A 15,159-nucleotide genomic window follows, 5' to 3' on the forward strand; every position below is an offset into this window, starting at 1 on the left:
TTCGGTTGCGCCCTCCTTGCCTTGGAGTCATTCATGACCAGTGCAGCCAATTCGGCACCCCTCATCGAGAAACACACGATCGGCTACGTGCCGCCGCAAGACCGCCATGGAAAGGTAAGGGATCTGTTCACACTGTGGTTCGGCGGCAACATCGCGCCGCTGCCGATCGTCACCGGCGCCTTGGGCGTGCAGCTGTTCCACCTCAACCTGGTATGGGGCATCGTCGCCATCCTGGTCGGCCACCTGCTTGGCGGCGTGCTGATGGCGCTGCATTCGGCCCAGGGCCCGCAGATGGGCATCCCGCAGATGATCCAGAGCCGTGCCCAGTTCGGCTCGCTCGGCGCGCTGCTGGTGGTGGTGATCGCCGGGGTGATGTACATCGGCTTCTTCGCCTCCAACATCGTCCTGGCCGGCAAGTCGCTGCACGGCGTGGTCGACAGCGTGCCGGTACCGGTGGGCATCGTCGTCGGCGCGCTGGGCTCGGGCATCATCGGCATCATCGGCTACCGCTTCATCCACGTGCTCAACCGCATCGGCACCTGGGTACTGGGCATCGGCATCGTGGTCGGTTTCGGCTACATCTTCAGCCATGTGCAGAGCGATGACTTCCTCACCCGCGGCGGCTTCAACCTGGCCGGCTGGCTGGCCACCGTGTCGCTGGCGGCGCTGTGGCAGATCGCCTTCGCCCCCTACGTGTCGGACTACTCGCGCTACCTGCCGGCCGATGTGAAAGTGTCGTCGACCTTCTGGACCACTTACCTGGGTTCGGCGCTGGGCTCGAGCCTGTCGTTCATCTTCGGCGCCGTCGCCGTGCTGGCGATCCCTGCGGGCATGGACACCATGGACGCCGTCAAGCTCGCCACCGGCACCCTCGGCCCGGTGATGCTGGTGTTGTTCCTGCTCAGCGTGATCAGCCACAACGCCCTCAACCTGTATGGCGCGGTGCTGTCGATCATCACCCTGGTGCAGACCTTCGCCCACCGCTGGATCCCCACCGCCAAGAGCCGCGCCGTGCTGTCGCTGCTGGTGCTGGCCGCCTGCTGCGTGGTGGCGGTGTTCGCCTCGGCGGACTTCATCGGCCACTTCGTCGACATGGTGCTGGTGCTGCTGGTGGTGCTGGTGCCGTGGACCGCGATCAACCTGATCGACTTCTATGTCATCCATAAAGGCGACTACGACATCCAGTCGATCTTCAAGGTCGATGGTGGCATCTACGGCCGCTATAACCCGCAAGCGCTGCTGGCCTACGCCATTGGCATCGTGGTGCAGATCCCGTTCATGAACACCCCGCTGTATGTCGGCCAGGTGTCCGCCTACATCAACGGCGCCGACCTGTCCTGGCTGGTGGGCCTGGCGGTGACCACGCCGCTGTACTGGTGGCTGGCCAGCCGCGACAGCGCATATCGTCGTCGCCAGGTGAGTGCGAAGATGGCGGCTGCCGTCTGAGCCAGTGGACATCGCGGGGCAAGCCCGCTCCCACACATGAAGGAGCAACTGACTTTGTAGGAGCGGCCTTGTGCCGCGAAAGGGCTGCGCAGCAGCCCCGGCAATCTATGTGGTAACGCTGGGGCCGCTTTGCGGCCTTTTCGCGGCACAAGGCCGCTCCTACAGAGGACGTGCAAGTCCATTGTGTGGGAGCGGGTTTACCCGCGAAGGGCCGCGCAGCGGCCCCGGGGTCTGCCAGCACAGACTCAATGCCCACTACGCAGCATTTCCTTCGGCACATACTTGCCAATCTCATACTTGCCAATCGCCGCCCGGTGCACTTCATCCGGCCCATCGGCCAGGCGCAGGGTGCGCTGCATCGCATACATGTAGGCCAGCGGGAAGTCGCCACTGACCCCCGCGCCACCATGAATCTGGATCGCCCGGTCGATCACCTTCAACGCCACGTTCGGCGCCACCACCTTGATCTGCGCGATCTCGCTGCGCGCCACCTTGTTGCCCACGGTGTCCATCATGTACGCGGCCTTGAGCGTCAGCAGCCGGGCCATGTCGATCTCCATCCGCGAGTCGGCGATCTTGTCGATGTTGCCGCCCAGCCGCGCCAGTGGCTTGCCAAAGGCGGTGCGCTCGACCGAGCGCTTGCACATCAGTTCCAGGGCGCGCTCGGCCATGCCGATCGAACGCATGCAGTGGTGGATACGGCCTGGGCCAAGGCGGCCCTGGGCGATCTCGAAGCCACGACCCTCGCCGAGCAGCACGTTGTCATAGGGCACGCGCACATTCTCGAACAGCACCTCGGCGTGGCCGTGGGGCGCGTCGTCGTAGCCGAACACCGGCAGCGGGCGGACGATCTTCACCCCCGGCGCGTCCGTGGGCACCAGGATCATCGAGTGCTGCTGATGGCGCGGGCCGTCGGGGTTGGACAGGCCCATGAAGATCATCACCTTGCAGCGCGGGTCGCAGGCGCCGGAAGTCCACCACTTGCGGCCGTTGATCACCCACTCGTCACCGTCGCGCACGGCAGTGGCGGCCATGTTGGTGGCATCCGACGAGGCCACGTCCGGCTCGGTCATGGCAAACGCCGAGCGGATCTCGCCGCGCAGCAGCGGCTCCAGCCACTGGCGCTTCTGCGCCTCGCTGGCGTAGCGCACCAGCACTTCCATGTTGCCGGTGTCCGGCGCCGAGCAGTTGAACGGCTCCGGCCCCAGCAACGAGCGGCCCATGATCTCGGCCAGCGGCGCGTATTCGAGGTTGGTCAGCCCCGCGCCGTATTCCGACTCGGGCAGGAACAGGTTCCACAGGCCCTCGGCGCGGGCCTTGGCCTTGAGTTCCTCCATGATCGCGGTGGGCTGCCAGCGGTCGCCTTCGGCAACCTGGCGCTCGAACACCGGCTCGGCCGGGTACACATAGGCGTCCATGAATGCGCTGACACGCTCGCGCAGTGCCTGGACCTTGGGCGAATAGGCGAAATCCATCGGGGCTACCTTCAGTCAATGAAGAACATGGACGCAGCCTAGAACAGCCACCCTTCATCCACCTAGTCTATTTTCACTGTGTATTAACATTCATAACCGATATATGATCGGCTGATAATTCCAATGAAGAGCGGCGCCATGAACCTCAGCAAGGTCGACCTCAACCTGTTCATCGTCTTCGACGCCATCTACACCGAAGCCAACCTGACCCGCGCCGGGCAGATTGTCGGCATCACCCAGCCGGCGGTGTCCAACGCCCTGTCGCGCCTGCGCGAGACCTTCAACGACCCGCTGTTCGTGCGCACCGCCCAGGGCATGGTGCCCACGCCCATGGCGCAGAACATCATCGGCCCGGTGCGCAACGCCCTATCGCTGCTGCGCACCTCGGTGCAAGAGAGCCGCATCTTCAACCCGCTGCAGGCCAGCAAGACCTTCCGCATCAGCATGACCGACCTCACCGAGGCGGTGATCTTGCCACCGCTGTTCCAGCGCCTGCGCCGCCTGGCCCCGGCGCTGGTGATCGAGAGTTTCCCGTGCAAGCGCCGCGAAACCACCAAGGAGCTGGCCGCCGGGCGCCTTGACTTCGCCGTCGACGCACCGCTGAACACCGACCCGCAGGTGCGCCACGTCAAGCTGATGCAGGACCGCTACGTCTGCGCCATGCGCCCCGGCCACCCGCTGGCCGACAGCGCGCTGACCCTCGACAGTTACCTGGGCATGACCCACATCCATATTTCCAGCCGCCGCAACGGCCTGGGCTACGTTGACCTGGCCCTGGGCAAGATGGGCGTGCAGCGCCGCGTGGCACTGCGTTCGCAACACTACCTGATGGCTTCGCAGGTGCTGCAGCAGACCGACATGGTCATGACCGTGCCCGAGCGCTTCGCCCGCCGTCACCAGTTGCGCCACCAGCCGCTGCCGGTGGAAGTGCCGGCCCTGGAAACCCACCTGTACTGGCACGAAAGCACCGACCAGGACCCGGCCAACCGTTGGATGCGCGAGCAGATCATCGAGCTGTGCGAGCGGGTCGCCAGCCAGGAGCAGAAGGCGCTGGAAAACGCCTGAGCACTGCGGCAACGGCCCCGCCGCGCTTGCAATGCCCCGACCTTTCGGTAAACCTTGCGCCGCCCTGCCCCGGGCATTCCAGATTCACGGCACAAGGAACGCAGCATGGCTATCAGGACCCTGGTGATCGGCGCCTACGGCAACTTCGGGCGCATCATCAGCCGCCACTTGAACCAGATGCCGGACGTGCAACTGGTCATCGCCGGGCGCAACGCCCGGCAGCTCGCCCAGCTCGGCGCACAGCTGAGCAGTACTGGCGCATCGCTGCACGGTAGCTGGTGCGGTGATGCCATGGCCCCCGGTTTCGCCGAGGCCCTGCGCGAACTGGGCATCGACTGGGTGATCCACACCGGCGGGCCATTCCAGGGCCAGCCTTACCGCGTCGCCGAGGCCTGCATCGAGGCCGGCGCCAGCTATTGCGACCTGGCCGACTGCCGGCTGTTCGTCAACGACATCGCCCAGCTCGACGCCCGCGCCCGCCAGGCGGGTGTGGCGCTGCTCAGTGGCTGCAGCTCGGTGCCCAGCCTGTCGTCGGCGATCCTCGACGAACAACGCCAGCGCTTCAGCCACATCGAGTCGATCGAGCACGGCATTTCCTCCTCTGCCAAGATGCCCGGCTTGTCCACCATCGAAGGCGTGCTCGCCTATGCCGGGCGGCCGATCCGCCAGTGGCGCGATGGCCAGCCCTGCGAGGTCGACGGCTGGCTCGGCCTGCAGCTGCGCCACCTGCCAGGCCTGGGCTGGCGCTTGCTGAGCAATGTCGACGTGCCGGACATGGACATCTTCGCCAGCCGTTACGGCGCGCGCACCCTGGCGTTCAAGGCCGGTGCCGGGCTGATGGCCGGCGGCCTGGCCAACGCGGCACTGGCGCTGCTGGTGAAGTGCGGGCTGGTACGCGACCCATTGCCCTGGGCGCGGCGCCTGCATCGGCTGGGCCTGCGTTTCGAACGCTGGGGCGATGGCAAGAGCGCGATGTACCTGGACGTGCGCGGCCTGGACGAAAATGGCCAGCCCCTGCGCCTGCGTGCCCAGGTCAGCGCAACCAATGACAAAGGCCCCGAGATCCCCAGCTGCGCCGCAGTCGCGCTGATGGCCAGGCTGACCGAAGGCTATCAACCAGCAGCAGGTGCCCGCCCCTGCGTGGGCGAGATCAGCGTTGCGCAGTACCTGGCAGCCATCGACGCGCCGGACAAGATCCGCTACAGCGTCAGTTTCCAGCAGGGGCGCGACTGAGATGGATTACTTGCTGCTGAAATACCTGCATGTGATCGCCGCCGTGTTCCTGTTCGGCTTCGGCATGGGCTCCTACCTGTACCTGATCGCCGCCCACCGCACAGGCGATGCGCGGGTGATCGCCGCCGTGGCTAGGATGGTGGTGCGCTTTGACGCCTGGATCACCACCCCGGCCGGTGTCCTGCAACTGCTGACCGGCTACGCCATGGTGCGCATGGCAGGCATGGACTGGTCGATGGACTGGCTGCGCGCCGCGCTGGCGATCTTCTTCGGTGTGGGTGCGCTGTGGCTGCCGGTGCTGTTGTTGCAAACCCGCCTGCAGGCCCTCGCCGCCCAGGCCGCCGAGGCGCACTCCCCGCTTTGCCCGCGCTATCACCGGCTCTACCGTTACTGGATGTGGATGGGTGTGATCGGATTCGCCGGGATGTTCCTGATGGTACTGCTAATGGTGAAAAAACAGGCACCGTGGCAATGGCTGTGACTTGAAAGGCAGCAAGAGGAGAATTTTTTTCTCATAACCTCGCGCATCACAGAAGGAATTATTCCGAAACAACCTAGCGGGCGAGCAATAGGAAAAACCTTTACTCATCGGGCCTCGTAACATGCCGTACATGGATGCCGACTGGCGGCGTCCCGCACGGACAAGCCCTCGCTATGCACAACGCCCCCCTCTATTTCGATTACGCCGCCACCACCCCTGTCGATGACCGGGTCATCGAGGCCATGCTTGGTTGCCTGGGCCGTGCCGCCAACTTCGGCAACCCCGCCTCCAGCGGCCACAGCTTCGGCCAGGCCGCCCGCGAAGTGGTCGAGCAGGCCCGCCGCCAGGTGGCCGAACGGGTCGGCGCACAGCCCGACGACCTGGTGTGGACCTCGGGCGCCACCGAATCCAACAACCTTGCCCTCAAGGGCGTCGCCCAAAGCTACCCACAGCCCGGGCACCTGATCACCAGCCAGTTGGAGCACAAAGCCGTGCTCGACACCGCGGCCGAGCTGGAACGCCAGGGCTGGGCGGTAACCCGCCTGGCACCTGACGCCCAGGGCCTGATCCAGCCCGACGCCGTGCAGGCAGCGCTGCGGGCGGACACCCGGCTGGTGTCGCTGATGGCGGTGAACAACGAACTGGGCACCGTCACCGACTTCGCCGCCATCGGCGCGCGGGTACGCGAACACGGCGCCCTGCTGCATGTGGACGCGGCCCAGGCGGTGGGCAAGGTGCTGATCGACCTGGCCAACCAAGCGGTAGACCTGATGTCGTTCTCGGCGCACAAGGTGTATGGCCCCAAGGGCATCGGCGCGCTTTATGTCGGCCCCCGCGCCCGCAATGGCCTGCGCGCGCAGATGCATGGCGGTGGCCATGAGCGCGGGCTGCGCTCCGGCACCCTGGCCACCCACCAGATCGTCGGCATGGGCAGCGCCTTCGCCCTGGCCGGGCAGCCAGGGGACAGCGAGCACCAGCGCCTTGAGCAACTGGCCCGGCGCCTGCGCGACGGCCTGCTGGCGCTGCCGGGCGTGTCGCTCAATGGCTGCGCCGTACAACGCATTCCCCATACCCTCAACCTGTGTATCGACGCCAGCGGCTTCAACAGCCGCCTGCTGGCCAACGAACTTGCGCTGTCCACTACTTCGGCGTGCAACTCGGCGAGCAATGTGGCCTCCCATGTGCTGCTGGCCCTCGGACTGGATGAGCGCCGGGCGCGCAACAGTGTGCGCCTGAGTATCGGCCGCTACAGCAGCGAGGCTGAGGTGGACCAGGCGATCGCGGTGTTCGGGCGGGTGATTGGGGCGGCCGCTGCGACACTCTGGTAATCAGTGAGCGCGGTTCGCCGGCAAGCCGGCGAACAGGCACACGCAGCCACCGCCGGCGGTCTGCGCCCAACTGGCATCGCGACACCGTTGCCCCGCACAGGACGTGCCCCATGGCGCTGCCCCTCTGGCTGACCTTCTCGCAGGCCTGCCTACTCGGCAACCTCACCACGCAGCTGCTTCCGTTCAGCTGCGTAGCCATGGGGGTCGGCGCGTTGCTGGTGCTGGCCAGCCCCCCAAGACCCTGGTGTTCTTCTGCGCCTTCCTGCCGCAGTTCCTCGAGCCCGGGTGGCCGATTTTCAGCCAGTTCGCGGCGATGTACCTGAACACGGCGTTGATCGTCTGCCTGGTGCAATGCGGCGATTATCGAGACAGGCGCTGTCCAAGACCTGATAAAAATGCCAGTAGACGTGGGTTTTGAGGGCCTCATAACCTGTCGGCAGCTGTATCGACATCCCCTTGCAAGCGGAGCGTGCAACATGTCAAAGACAGATTTGGAGACCCTGATCCGGGAAAACCCGGAGTATGGTGGGGTAGCGCAAAAAAGCAGCGCAAGCGCAATATTCAAAGGCAAGATGATCTGGCCATCAGGGCGAATGGTGACCCTCAAACCAGTAAGCGTCTACCTGAAAGACAGTGAGAGCTTAAAGGACTATGTCCAGGCGGTTGCCATTCTTGACGCACCCCTTGATCGCGTCGTCGTATCCATTCGCAAAGATAGCAAAGACAACGTCTACCCTGTGACCAGTTTGCCAGCTGGCGATGTGGCCATGGGTATCATTTATGAAGGCTTACCAGCCAAAGAAGTAACAGGGAACGTCGGGTTTCGTCACAACGCCGGAAACCTTGAGATCTATATGATTGAGGTCGCCTTCAAACTCGAGTTCAGTAAGATCCAGAACAAGGACCTGATGGCGGAATGGGGGAAGAACCCCTCCCCTGGCGAGATGTTGACATTCAAGCTTTCTGAAGGTCATTTCATGTTTTAAGTGCCTGGACTAGGGCTTGTACGAAAAGTCGCCGAGCGGAGAACAGGCAAGGCGAAAACAGGCGAGAAACGGCCGGGGTCGCGTTCGAATTTACGTGTTGTAAATGAGCATTTTCGACCGGGCTGGCGCACTAGCCTGTTTTCAACGCAGCATGATCGTCGCGCAGGCACTTTTCGTACAAAGCCTAGGCTGCTCTATGGCTACCGATACTGCATGGTGAGAACTTCAATTTAAATAGCGCTGGGCAGGAAGCAGATTTAGCCACCTCCTGCCCAGACGTATTGCCAGAACACTGTTCATTGATCCGCTGTACACCCGAGACGGCGTGAATATTCAGCCCAGATTGAATAACACCGCTGCCCGAATCAGCGCCATGAACGCCCGCTCATTGAGGCGGTCGCCTTCGAACAGATCGATGGCGCGTCGCGTGCCGCCTTCGAAACTGGCATTGAACAATCCAGCCGGGTCCGCAAGTTCCGTGCCTTTGAGGAATGTCAGCTTCAGCTTGTCCTTGTAGCATTCGCCGGTACAGAGGACACCGGCATGGAACCAGACGGGCGTGCCGCGCCATTTCACTTCCTCGCGCACGATCGGGTCGGCCCGACGGATCAAGGCGCGCACTTGCGCAAGGCGGTGGCCTCGCCAGTCGGTCAAGGCGGCAATACGGGCATCGATCAGCTGCGAGGCGGTGGGGTTGGACAAGGAAAGATCCTCCAACAGTGAGGGCATGAGTATTTACCATACCCTGCAATTCTTTCGGCCCGCAGCCGCACTTTTTCAGAACCGTCTTGCCTGTGAACGCCCCGCATCCGTAAGACATGTCCGAGTTTGAAACTAATTGCTTCAGCCTGGCCAGCCTAGAAACGATCCCACGCGCATGCTGGAAGTTGCTGCATTGTCGGGGAAAAACCTCAGGGATGGCTTCACCGGGTCATCGCATTAGGCCCAGGCGTCTGCGACCCGGACGCCTTCAGCGCCCTGGCCAAGGCGTTGATCGAGATATGGAGGGGGAATGAACAGGACGAGCGAATAGGCGTCACTGGGGCCGCGATGCGGCCCATTCGCCGGCAGGCCGGCCCCCACAACGACCGCGCGGCCCTGAAGGCTGATGTTGTACCCGTGGGAGCCGGCTTGCCGGCGAAAGCGCCGCACGGCGGCGCCTCTACTTCAGAGGAAAGTGAACACCTCGGCCGCTGGCAGACGCGACTTGCCCAGCCCGGCATTGAAGTCTTCCTCGCTGTGGTAGCCCAAGCTCAACACCACCACGCTGGTAAAGCCACGTTCGCGCAGGCCCAGCTCGGCATCCATCACCTTCGGATCGAACCCTTCGATCGGCGTGGCGTCCAGCCCGTAGGCGGCGGCGCCCAGCAGCGCGGTGCCCAGGGCCAGGTAGGTCTGCTTCTCCATCCAGTGCTGCAGGTCCTTGTTGTCGTGGCGGTGCAGGTTGACATAGAAGCGGCGGCTCTGGTCCTGCCCGGCCTTGGCCTCGTCGCTGCGGAAACGCCCGTCCTTGCCTTCCTGCTCCAGCACCGCCTGCAGGTGCGCCTCGGTCATGTCGGTGCGCGTAGCGAACACGATCACATGGGAGGCATTGAGGATCTTCGGCGTGTTGTAGGCAAAGCCCACCTCGGTGCTCTTGGCCAGGCGCGCCTTGCCTTCATCGGTGTCGGCAACGATGAAGTGCCAAGGCTGCGAGTTGACCGAGGACGGGCTGTGGCGCAATTGCTCGAGCAGCGCATCGATGGTGGCCTGGGGGATGCGACGGCTGGCGTCGTAGGCTTTGGTGGTGTAGCGGCGCTTGGCCAGGGCAACGGTGTCCATCAACGGTGACTCCTTGGATGATCGGGATTGAGGCGCATCTTATCTTCCCGGCTGCAAAGAAAAACCAGCACAATGCAGCAACACTTTCATCCCTGGAGTGAAAATGCTGCGCATCACCGACCTGGAACTGTTCGCCCGTGCCAGCGCCCTGGGCAGCTTCACCGCCGCCGCCCACGAGGCCGACCTGCTGCCCGGCCAGGTGGCGGCGGCGATCAAGCGCCTGGAGCGCGAGCTCGATGTGCGCCTGTTCGCCCGCACCACCCGCAGCCTGCGCCTCACCGCCGAGGGCGAGCTGTACCTGCCCACCGCCCAACGGGTGCTCGACACCCTGCGCCAGGGCCGCGAAGACCTGCACGGCAACCACAGCAGCCTGCGTGGCGTGCTGCAAGTGGCCGCACCCTCGGACCTGGGGCGCAACCTGCTGCGGCCCTGGCTCAGTGCGTTTCGCCGCGAGCATCCGGGCTTGAGCCTGCGCTTCCTGCTCTCCGACCAGATGGCCGACTTCTACCGCGACCCGGTGGACGTCGCCATCCGCTACGGCCTTAACGAAGACGCCAACTACATCGCCCTGCCCCTGGCGCCGTGGAACCGCCGGGTGGTGGTGGCCGCCCCCGCCTACCTGGCCCGCCACGGCCGGCCGCAGACACCCGAAGCACTGCAACAGCACGACTGCCTTTTGTACTCGCAACAGAGCCGGGTGTACGACAAATGGCGCCTCGGCAACCGCACCGTGCAGGTGCGCGGGCCACTGTTCAGCGACGACGCCGACGTGGTGCGGCGCTGGGCCCTGGAAGGCGAAGGCATCGTCTACAAGTCGTGGCTGGACGTCAGCGCCGACATCGCCGCCGGCGCCCTGGAGATCCTGTTGCCCGAACACCCCGGCGAGCCGACCCCGGTCACCCTGGTGTGCCCGCACCGCAAGCAGCTCACCCCCGCGGTGGCGCAGCTGCACGGCTGGCTGCGCGAGCGCTTCGCCACGCTGCGCCCGGAGGGTGTATTGCAGCCGGTCGGCCCCGGCGTATAGTGGCGCTTCCCCCGACTGCAAGGAGCTGTCACCCATGCCGAGCCTGGAATTTCTGCTCACCGCCCTGATCATCGTGCTGATCCCCGGCAGCGGGGTGATTCTTACCGTCTCCAGCGCCCTGGTGGCCGGGCGCCGGGCCTGTTTGTGGACTGCCCTGGGCTGCACCCTGGGGATCGTGCCCCACCTGCTGGCCTCGGTGCTCGGCCTGTCGGCGCTGCTGCACGCCAGCGCCCTGGCCTTCCAGGGGCTGAAGTTCGCCGGGGTGGCGTATCTGCTGTACCTGGCCTATGCCACCTGGCGTGATCGCGCGGCCTTCGCCGTGGACGAAAAGGCCCCGCCGGCCGCTGCCACTCAACTGGTGCTCAAGGCCTGCCTGCTGAACATCCTCAACCCCAAGCTGACCCTGTTCTTCCTCGCCTTCCTGCCGCAGTTCATCGACCCCCACGCCGGCTCCGCCGTGGTGCAGATGCTCGGCCTGAGCGCGGTGTTCATGCTGATGACCTTCGTCGTGTTCGTGCTCTATGGCCTGCTCGCCCACCTGTTCCGTCGCGCGGTGATCGACTCGCCCAAAGTGCAGGCCTGGCTGCGCCGGGGCTTTGCCGCCTCGTTCGCAGGCCTGGGCATCAACCTGGCATTCGCCCAGCGTTAAGCGCTGCACAATCGTTCTAAACCCTGGGGCCGGTTCTGCGATATGGTGCGATTTTTCCTTAACCACAGCCCTTTGCAGGTGTTCGGAATTCGCGTCCGATTCATGCCCGCTGGGGCTGCTACGCAGGCCTATCGCGACACAAGGCCGCTCCTACAGTGAACCTCGATCACCTGTAGGAGCGGCCTTGTGTCGCGATAGGGGCGCGCAGCGGCCCCAACAGGCTCAGACTGAATGCACATTCAAAACACCTTGAACAGGCTGCAACTTGATCGGCCCTCACCATGAGCCACTGGATCGACCTCAAACAGGACGCCGACACTGGCATCGAGTCGGTCCGCGCCCATTTCACCGGCCACGCCTACGACCCGCACTGGCACGACAGCTTCCTGGTCGGCGTCACCGAACAGGGCGTACAGCAGTTCAACTGCCGCCGGGTGCGCCACCAGAGCACACCTGGCCAAGTGTTCCTGCTCGAGCCCGGCGACCTGCATGACGGCCTGGCGCCCACCGCCGAAGGCTTCACCTACTCCACCCTGTACCTCGACAGCCACTGGCTGGAAAACCAACTGCGCACGCTGTTCGAGCAGGCGCCCAGCGACGCCCTCCCCAGCTTCGCCGCCACCCTGCACTGCGATACGCGGCTGGCCGGCGCCACCAGCCGCGCATTCAACGCCTTGCACCAGCAGGACCTGCGCATCGTCCGCCAGACCGCCATCGACGACCTGCTGGCCTGCCTCACCGGCCACCTGCAGTGGCGCCGGCGCCTCGACCCTGACCCGCGCCTGCCGCTGACCGCGCAAGTGGCCCGCGACTACCTGCATGCGCACCTCGACCAGGACATCGGCCTGGACGACCTGGCGCGGGTCTGCGGCGTCGATCGATTCCGCCTGACTCGCGCCTTCAAGGCCGCCTACGGCCTGGCCCCGCATGCCTACCTGATCCAACTGCGCCTGGCCCGGGCGCGGCAGCTGCTGGCCCGTGGCCAGAGCCCGGCCGAGGTCTCCACGGCCCTCGGTTTCGCCGACCAGAGCCACCTGGGCCGCTGGTTCCGCCGCGCCTACCGGCTCACGCCGGCGGACTACCGCAAACGCTGCTCAAACCTTCCAGACTGAAGCCAGGGCGGTTGCGAACATGAGGCCACGATCAACCGGAGCCTCGACCATGTCCCACAGCCTTTTACCCTTTGTCCTCTTCGCCCTGGCCTCCAGCATCAGCCCGGGGCCGACCAACCTGCTGATCCTCGCCCAGGGTGCCCAGCGCGGCGTGCGCGCCAGCCTGGCGCCCACCGTGGCGGCCTGTGGCGCGGCGGCCGTGGTGGTGCTGCTGGTTGGCCTGGGCCTGGGCGAACTGCTGCTTGGTCACCCGCTGGCGCAACAGCTACTTGGCTGGGCGGGTGCGCTGTGGCTGAGCTGGCTGGCCTGGCGCATGCTGCGTAGCGCCGGTGCGCCGCTGCAGGCCGGTGGCAACGCAGGCTTCGGCCCATTGCAGGCGGCCACCCTGCAGCTGGTCAACCCCAAGGTCTGGCTGATGGCGCTGGCGATGATCAGCCTGTTCGCCACCCCGGCCCTGCCGCTGTGGTGGTTGACCCTGGTGTTTCTGCTGATCGCCCTGCCGAGCATGACCGCCTGGGCGCTGCTGGGTGCTGGCAGCGCGCGCTGGCTGAATTCGCCCCGGGCATTGCGCCGGTTCAACCAGAGCCTGGCGGGGTTGTTGCTGGTGTCGACCTGGTCGGCGCTGCTGCTGTAGCGCCCCCAGGGCCTGACTCACTTCAATCAAAGTAATAACGATCAAGGCTGCCCTTGCCGAAGTACCGCTCGTACTCTTGGATCGCGTAGAGGTCCATCATTCCAGCAATGTAGTCGGTCACCACGCGTTGCTGGCTGTCATTGATCGTGCGTAGTTCCGGCGGCAGAAGCATGTTGTTCTTGTTGTACTGCGGGTCGCTGTAGACCTCGAACAGCTTTCTGATTACCTGCTCGCCCTTCTTTTCGTACAACTGCACATCCTTTTTTCGCAGAATTGCTTTGAAAAGCAGTTTCTTCAGGCCCTCAGCCAACTTGGCGTGTTCTTTGTAGCCCAATTTGCCGTCGACCAGTCCGATATCGGAACAGAGGATGTGAACGATCTTGGAGGTCAGCTCCTTTTTCAGCACCATGGCGTACTCTTCCGAAGTGCCTAATCGCTTAGCCTGCATGGCATCGGTTTGAACCTCCTTGGCCAAGGTCTCAATAACTGGGTAGGCCTCGCAGAAACGCTCGCTGATTTTGAATTCATGAAGAATCTCGCCAAGGCTGATCAGGCCGAAGCTCAAGGCATCCTCAAGGTCGTGAGCGGCGTAGGCAATCTCGTCGGCCAGGTCCATGATTTCGGCGTCGATGCTTTTCACGATTTGTAGGTCGTGCTTTTGCAACTCGGCACTGAGGAACGCGTAGTCATCGTCATAGAGGAATTTCTTCGGATTGCTCCGGCGCAAATGAAAATACTTGGTCACCGCCATGAGTGTGCGTACGTTCAAGTTCAGGCCGTCGTAAGCATGGTGCTTGCGCTCCAGGGTGCGCAGGATGCGAAACGCCTGAGCGTTGCCCTCATAGCCTCCACACTCACTGCAAAGTTCGTCGAGCACGGTCTCGCCATGATGGCCGAACGGGGGATTGCCAATGTCGTGAGCCAGCGCAGCCGCCTCGACGACTACGGTTTCCTTCATGTCCAGATCGCTGGCAATAGAGCGGGCAATTTGGGCTACCTCAAGACTGTGGGTCAGGCGATTGCGATTGAAGCGCCCCGCATCGATTCCCAACAACTGCATCTTGCCTTGCAGGCGTCGGAACGAGGATGAGTACAAGATTCGCGCATAATCTCGCATCAATGCCTGGCGCCCAGTCGAACGTCCATGGTCAACAGCATGGACGCGGTATTCCAGTACCGCGACCCGCGCTTCCTGCTCCTTGGCATAGTCAATAACTTCTCTGTCGTACATGGCCTCGTCCTTTCATCCAATGTTATCTCCGAAGGACATAACTAGATGACCACGTAAAAGTCGTCAAACAACTTTATGTTTGCCGCAGGCGTCTTCCTTGCTTTGATCCCAATGCACCTGTCCAGATCGCATGCAGTACACTCGCCCCTTCACTGCGCCCAAGGCCCCTGCCCCATGCCCCGCTTGCCAAGACTGCTGTTGCCCCTGCTGCTGCTCACCGCCCTCGCCGCCTGCGACCAGGCACCCAGCCGCGAAGAAAAGATCCGCTCCAACCTGCCCCTGCAGGAAGCCTACGAGCACAATATCGGGCGCATGGCGCAGCTGTTGGCCGTAACCCACCCCAAGCTGCCCGAAGAACAGATCAAGACGGTGCTGCGCAAGCACCTGACCGTCGAGGACCAGCGCCAGGACCTGTATCGGCTCTACAGCGAAAAGAACTTCGACGATGGCGAATTCGACACCATCGTCGCCGCCACCCGCGACCCGGCCAAGGCCAAGGCGCTGGGCGAGACCGAGGAAGGCAAGCGGCTGAGTGAAAAGCTGACCGCGCTGATGCGCGAGAGCGCCAGGGACCCGAAAGTGCAGGCCTTGGTCGAAGCGCGCATGCAAGAGGTCGAGGACGAACTCCAGGCGTTGCAGCAAGCCGCTCCGTGACAGCGCCCCGGTACGCCCCC

General features: G+C 64.1%; 15 protein-coding genes. 11 read left to right on the plus strand and 4 right to left on the minus strand.

The features are described from left to right. Positions 1-33 precede the first annotated feature (33 nt). Positions 34-1,446 (plus strand): cytosine permease, encoded by a 1,413-nt coding sequence (locus ABE459_RS11220; RefSeq protein WP_125464362.1) that lies wholly within the window; start codon positions 34-36, stop codon positions 1,444-1,446. 245 nt (positions 1,447-1,691) lie between these two features. Here ABE459_RS11220 and ABE459_RS11225 read toward each other — a convergent pair whose 3' ends face one another. Beyond that, complete coding sequence (locus ABE459_RS11225; RefSeq protein ID WP_279845693.1) at positions 1,692-2,921, minus strand: acyl-CoA dehydrogenase; 1,230 nt, start codon at positions 2,919-2,921, stop codon at positions 1,692-1,694. Between the two features lie 138 nt (positions 2,922-3,059). On the opposite strand from ABE459_RS11225, the gene ABE459_RS11230 reads away from it, so the two are divergent. From ABE459_RS11230 to ABE459_RS11250, 5 genes are all read left to right on the plus strand, one after another. Further along, positions 3,060-3,986, plus strand: coding sequence for a LysR family transcriptional regulator (locus ABE459_RS11230; protein WP_125464364.1), 927 nt, complete (start codon positions 3,060-3,062; stop codon positions 3,984-3,986). A gap of 105 nt (positions 3,987-4,091) precedes the next feature. After that, entirely contained in the window at positions 4,092-5,219 is a 1,128-nt protein-coding gene (locus tag ABE459_RS11235; protein ID WP_323833527.1) for a saccharopine dehydrogenase NADP-binding domain-containing protein, read from the plus strand. 1 nt (position 5,220) lies between these two features. Beyond that, positions 5,221-5,700, plus strand: a complete 480-nt coding sequence (locus ABE459_RS11240; RefSeq protein WP_125464366.1) for a DUF2269 domain-containing protein — start codon at positions 5,221-5,223, stop codon at positions 5,698-5,700. Positions 5,701-5,873: 173 nt separating this feature from the next. After that, positions 5,874-7,028, plus strand: coding sequence for an aminotransferase class V-fold PLP-dependent enzyme (locus tag ABE459_RS11245; RefSeq protein ID WP_346648028.1), 1,155 nt, complete (start codon positions 5,874-5,876; stop codon positions 7,026-7,028). Positions 7,029-7,504: 476 nt separating this feature from the next. Then, positions 7,505-8,014: a hypothetical protein gene (locus ABE459_RS11250; protein ID WP_125464368.1), complete on the plus strand. Its 510-nt coding sequence runs from the start codon at positions 7,505-7,507 to the stop codon at positions 8,012-8,014. Positions 8,015-8,347: 333 nt separating this feature from the next. Here the strand turns inward: ABE459_RS11250 and ABE459_RS11255 are convergent, their stop codons facing one another. Together ABE459_RS11255 and nfsB are read right to left on the minus strand one after the other, a co-directional pair. Then, positions 8,348-8,716 carry a DUF1801 domain-containing protein gene (locus ABE459_RS11255; RefSeq protein ID WP_323833532.1) on the minus strand — a complete coding sequence of 123 codons (369 nt, stop codon included), beginning with the start codon at positions 8,714-8,716 and terminating at the stop codon, positions 8,348-8,350. A gap of 465 nt (positions 8,717-9,181) precedes the next feature. Further along, positions 9,182-9,835: an oxygen-insensitive NAD(P)H nitroreductase gene (nfsB, locus tag ABE459_RS11260; protein ID WP_110992841.1), complete on the minus strand. Its 654-nt coding sequence runs from the start codon at positions 9,833-9,835 to the stop codon at positions 9,182-9,184. A 103-nt stretch (positions 9,836-9,938) separates the two neighbouring features. Between nfsB and ABE459_RS11265 the strand changes: the two genes are divergently transcribed. From ABE459_RS11265 to ABE459_RS11280, 4 genes are all read left to right on the plus strand, one after another. Continuing rightward, positions 9,939-10,859, plus strand: a complete 921-nt coding sequence (locus tag ABE459_RS11265; protein WP_323833534.1) for a LysR family transcriptional regulator — start codon at positions 9,939-9,941, stop codon at positions 10,857-10,859. 34 nt (positions 10,860-10,893) lie between these two features. Then, complete coding sequence (locus tag ABE459_RS11270; protein ID WP_125464371.1) at positions 10,894-11,508, plus strand: LysE family translocator; 615 nt, start codon at positions 10,894-10,896, stop codon at positions 11,506-11,508. Between the two features lie 281 nt (positions 11,509-11,789). Next, positions 11,790-12,620 (plus strand): AraC family transcriptional regulator, encoded by an 831-nt coding sequence (locus ABE459_RS11275; RefSeq protein ID WP_323833537.1) that lies wholly within the window; start codon positions 11,790-11,792, stop codon positions 12,618-12,620. A gap of 49 nt (positions 12,621-12,669) precedes the next feature. Further along, positions 12,670-13,254 carry a LysE family translocator gene (locus ABE459_RS11280; protein WP_323833539.1) on the plus strand — a complete coding sequence of 195 codons (585 nt, stop codon included), beginning with the start codon at positions 12,670-12,672 and terminating at the stop codon, positions 13,252-13,254. A gap of 22 nt (positions 13,255-13,276) precedes the next feature. Here the strand turns inward: ABE459_RS11280 and dgt are convergent, their stop codons facing one another. Continuing rightward, positions 13,277-14,485 (minus strand): dGTP triphosphohydrolase, encoded by a 1,209-nt coding sequence (dgt, locus tag ABE459_RS11285; RefSeq protein ID WP_125464374.1) that lies wholly within the window; start codon positions 14,483-14,485, stop codon positions 13,277-13,279. Positions 14,486-14,659: 174 nt separating this feature from the next. Between dgt and ABE459_RS11290 the strand changes: the two genes are divergently transcribed. After that, positions 14,660-15,139: a hypothetical protein gene (locus ABE459_RS11290; protein ID WP_323833541.1), complete on the plus strand. Its 480-nt coding sequence runs from the start codon at positions 14,660-14,662 to the stop codon at positions 15,137-15,139. The last annotated feature ends 20 nt before the right edge of the window (positions 15,140-15,159 follow it).

The organism is Pseudomonas sp. TWI923, assembly GCF_039673365.1.
Lineage (GTDB): Bacteria > Pseudomonadota > Gammaproteobacteria > Pseudomonadales > Pseudomonadaceae > Aquipseudomonas > Aquipseudomonas sichuanensis.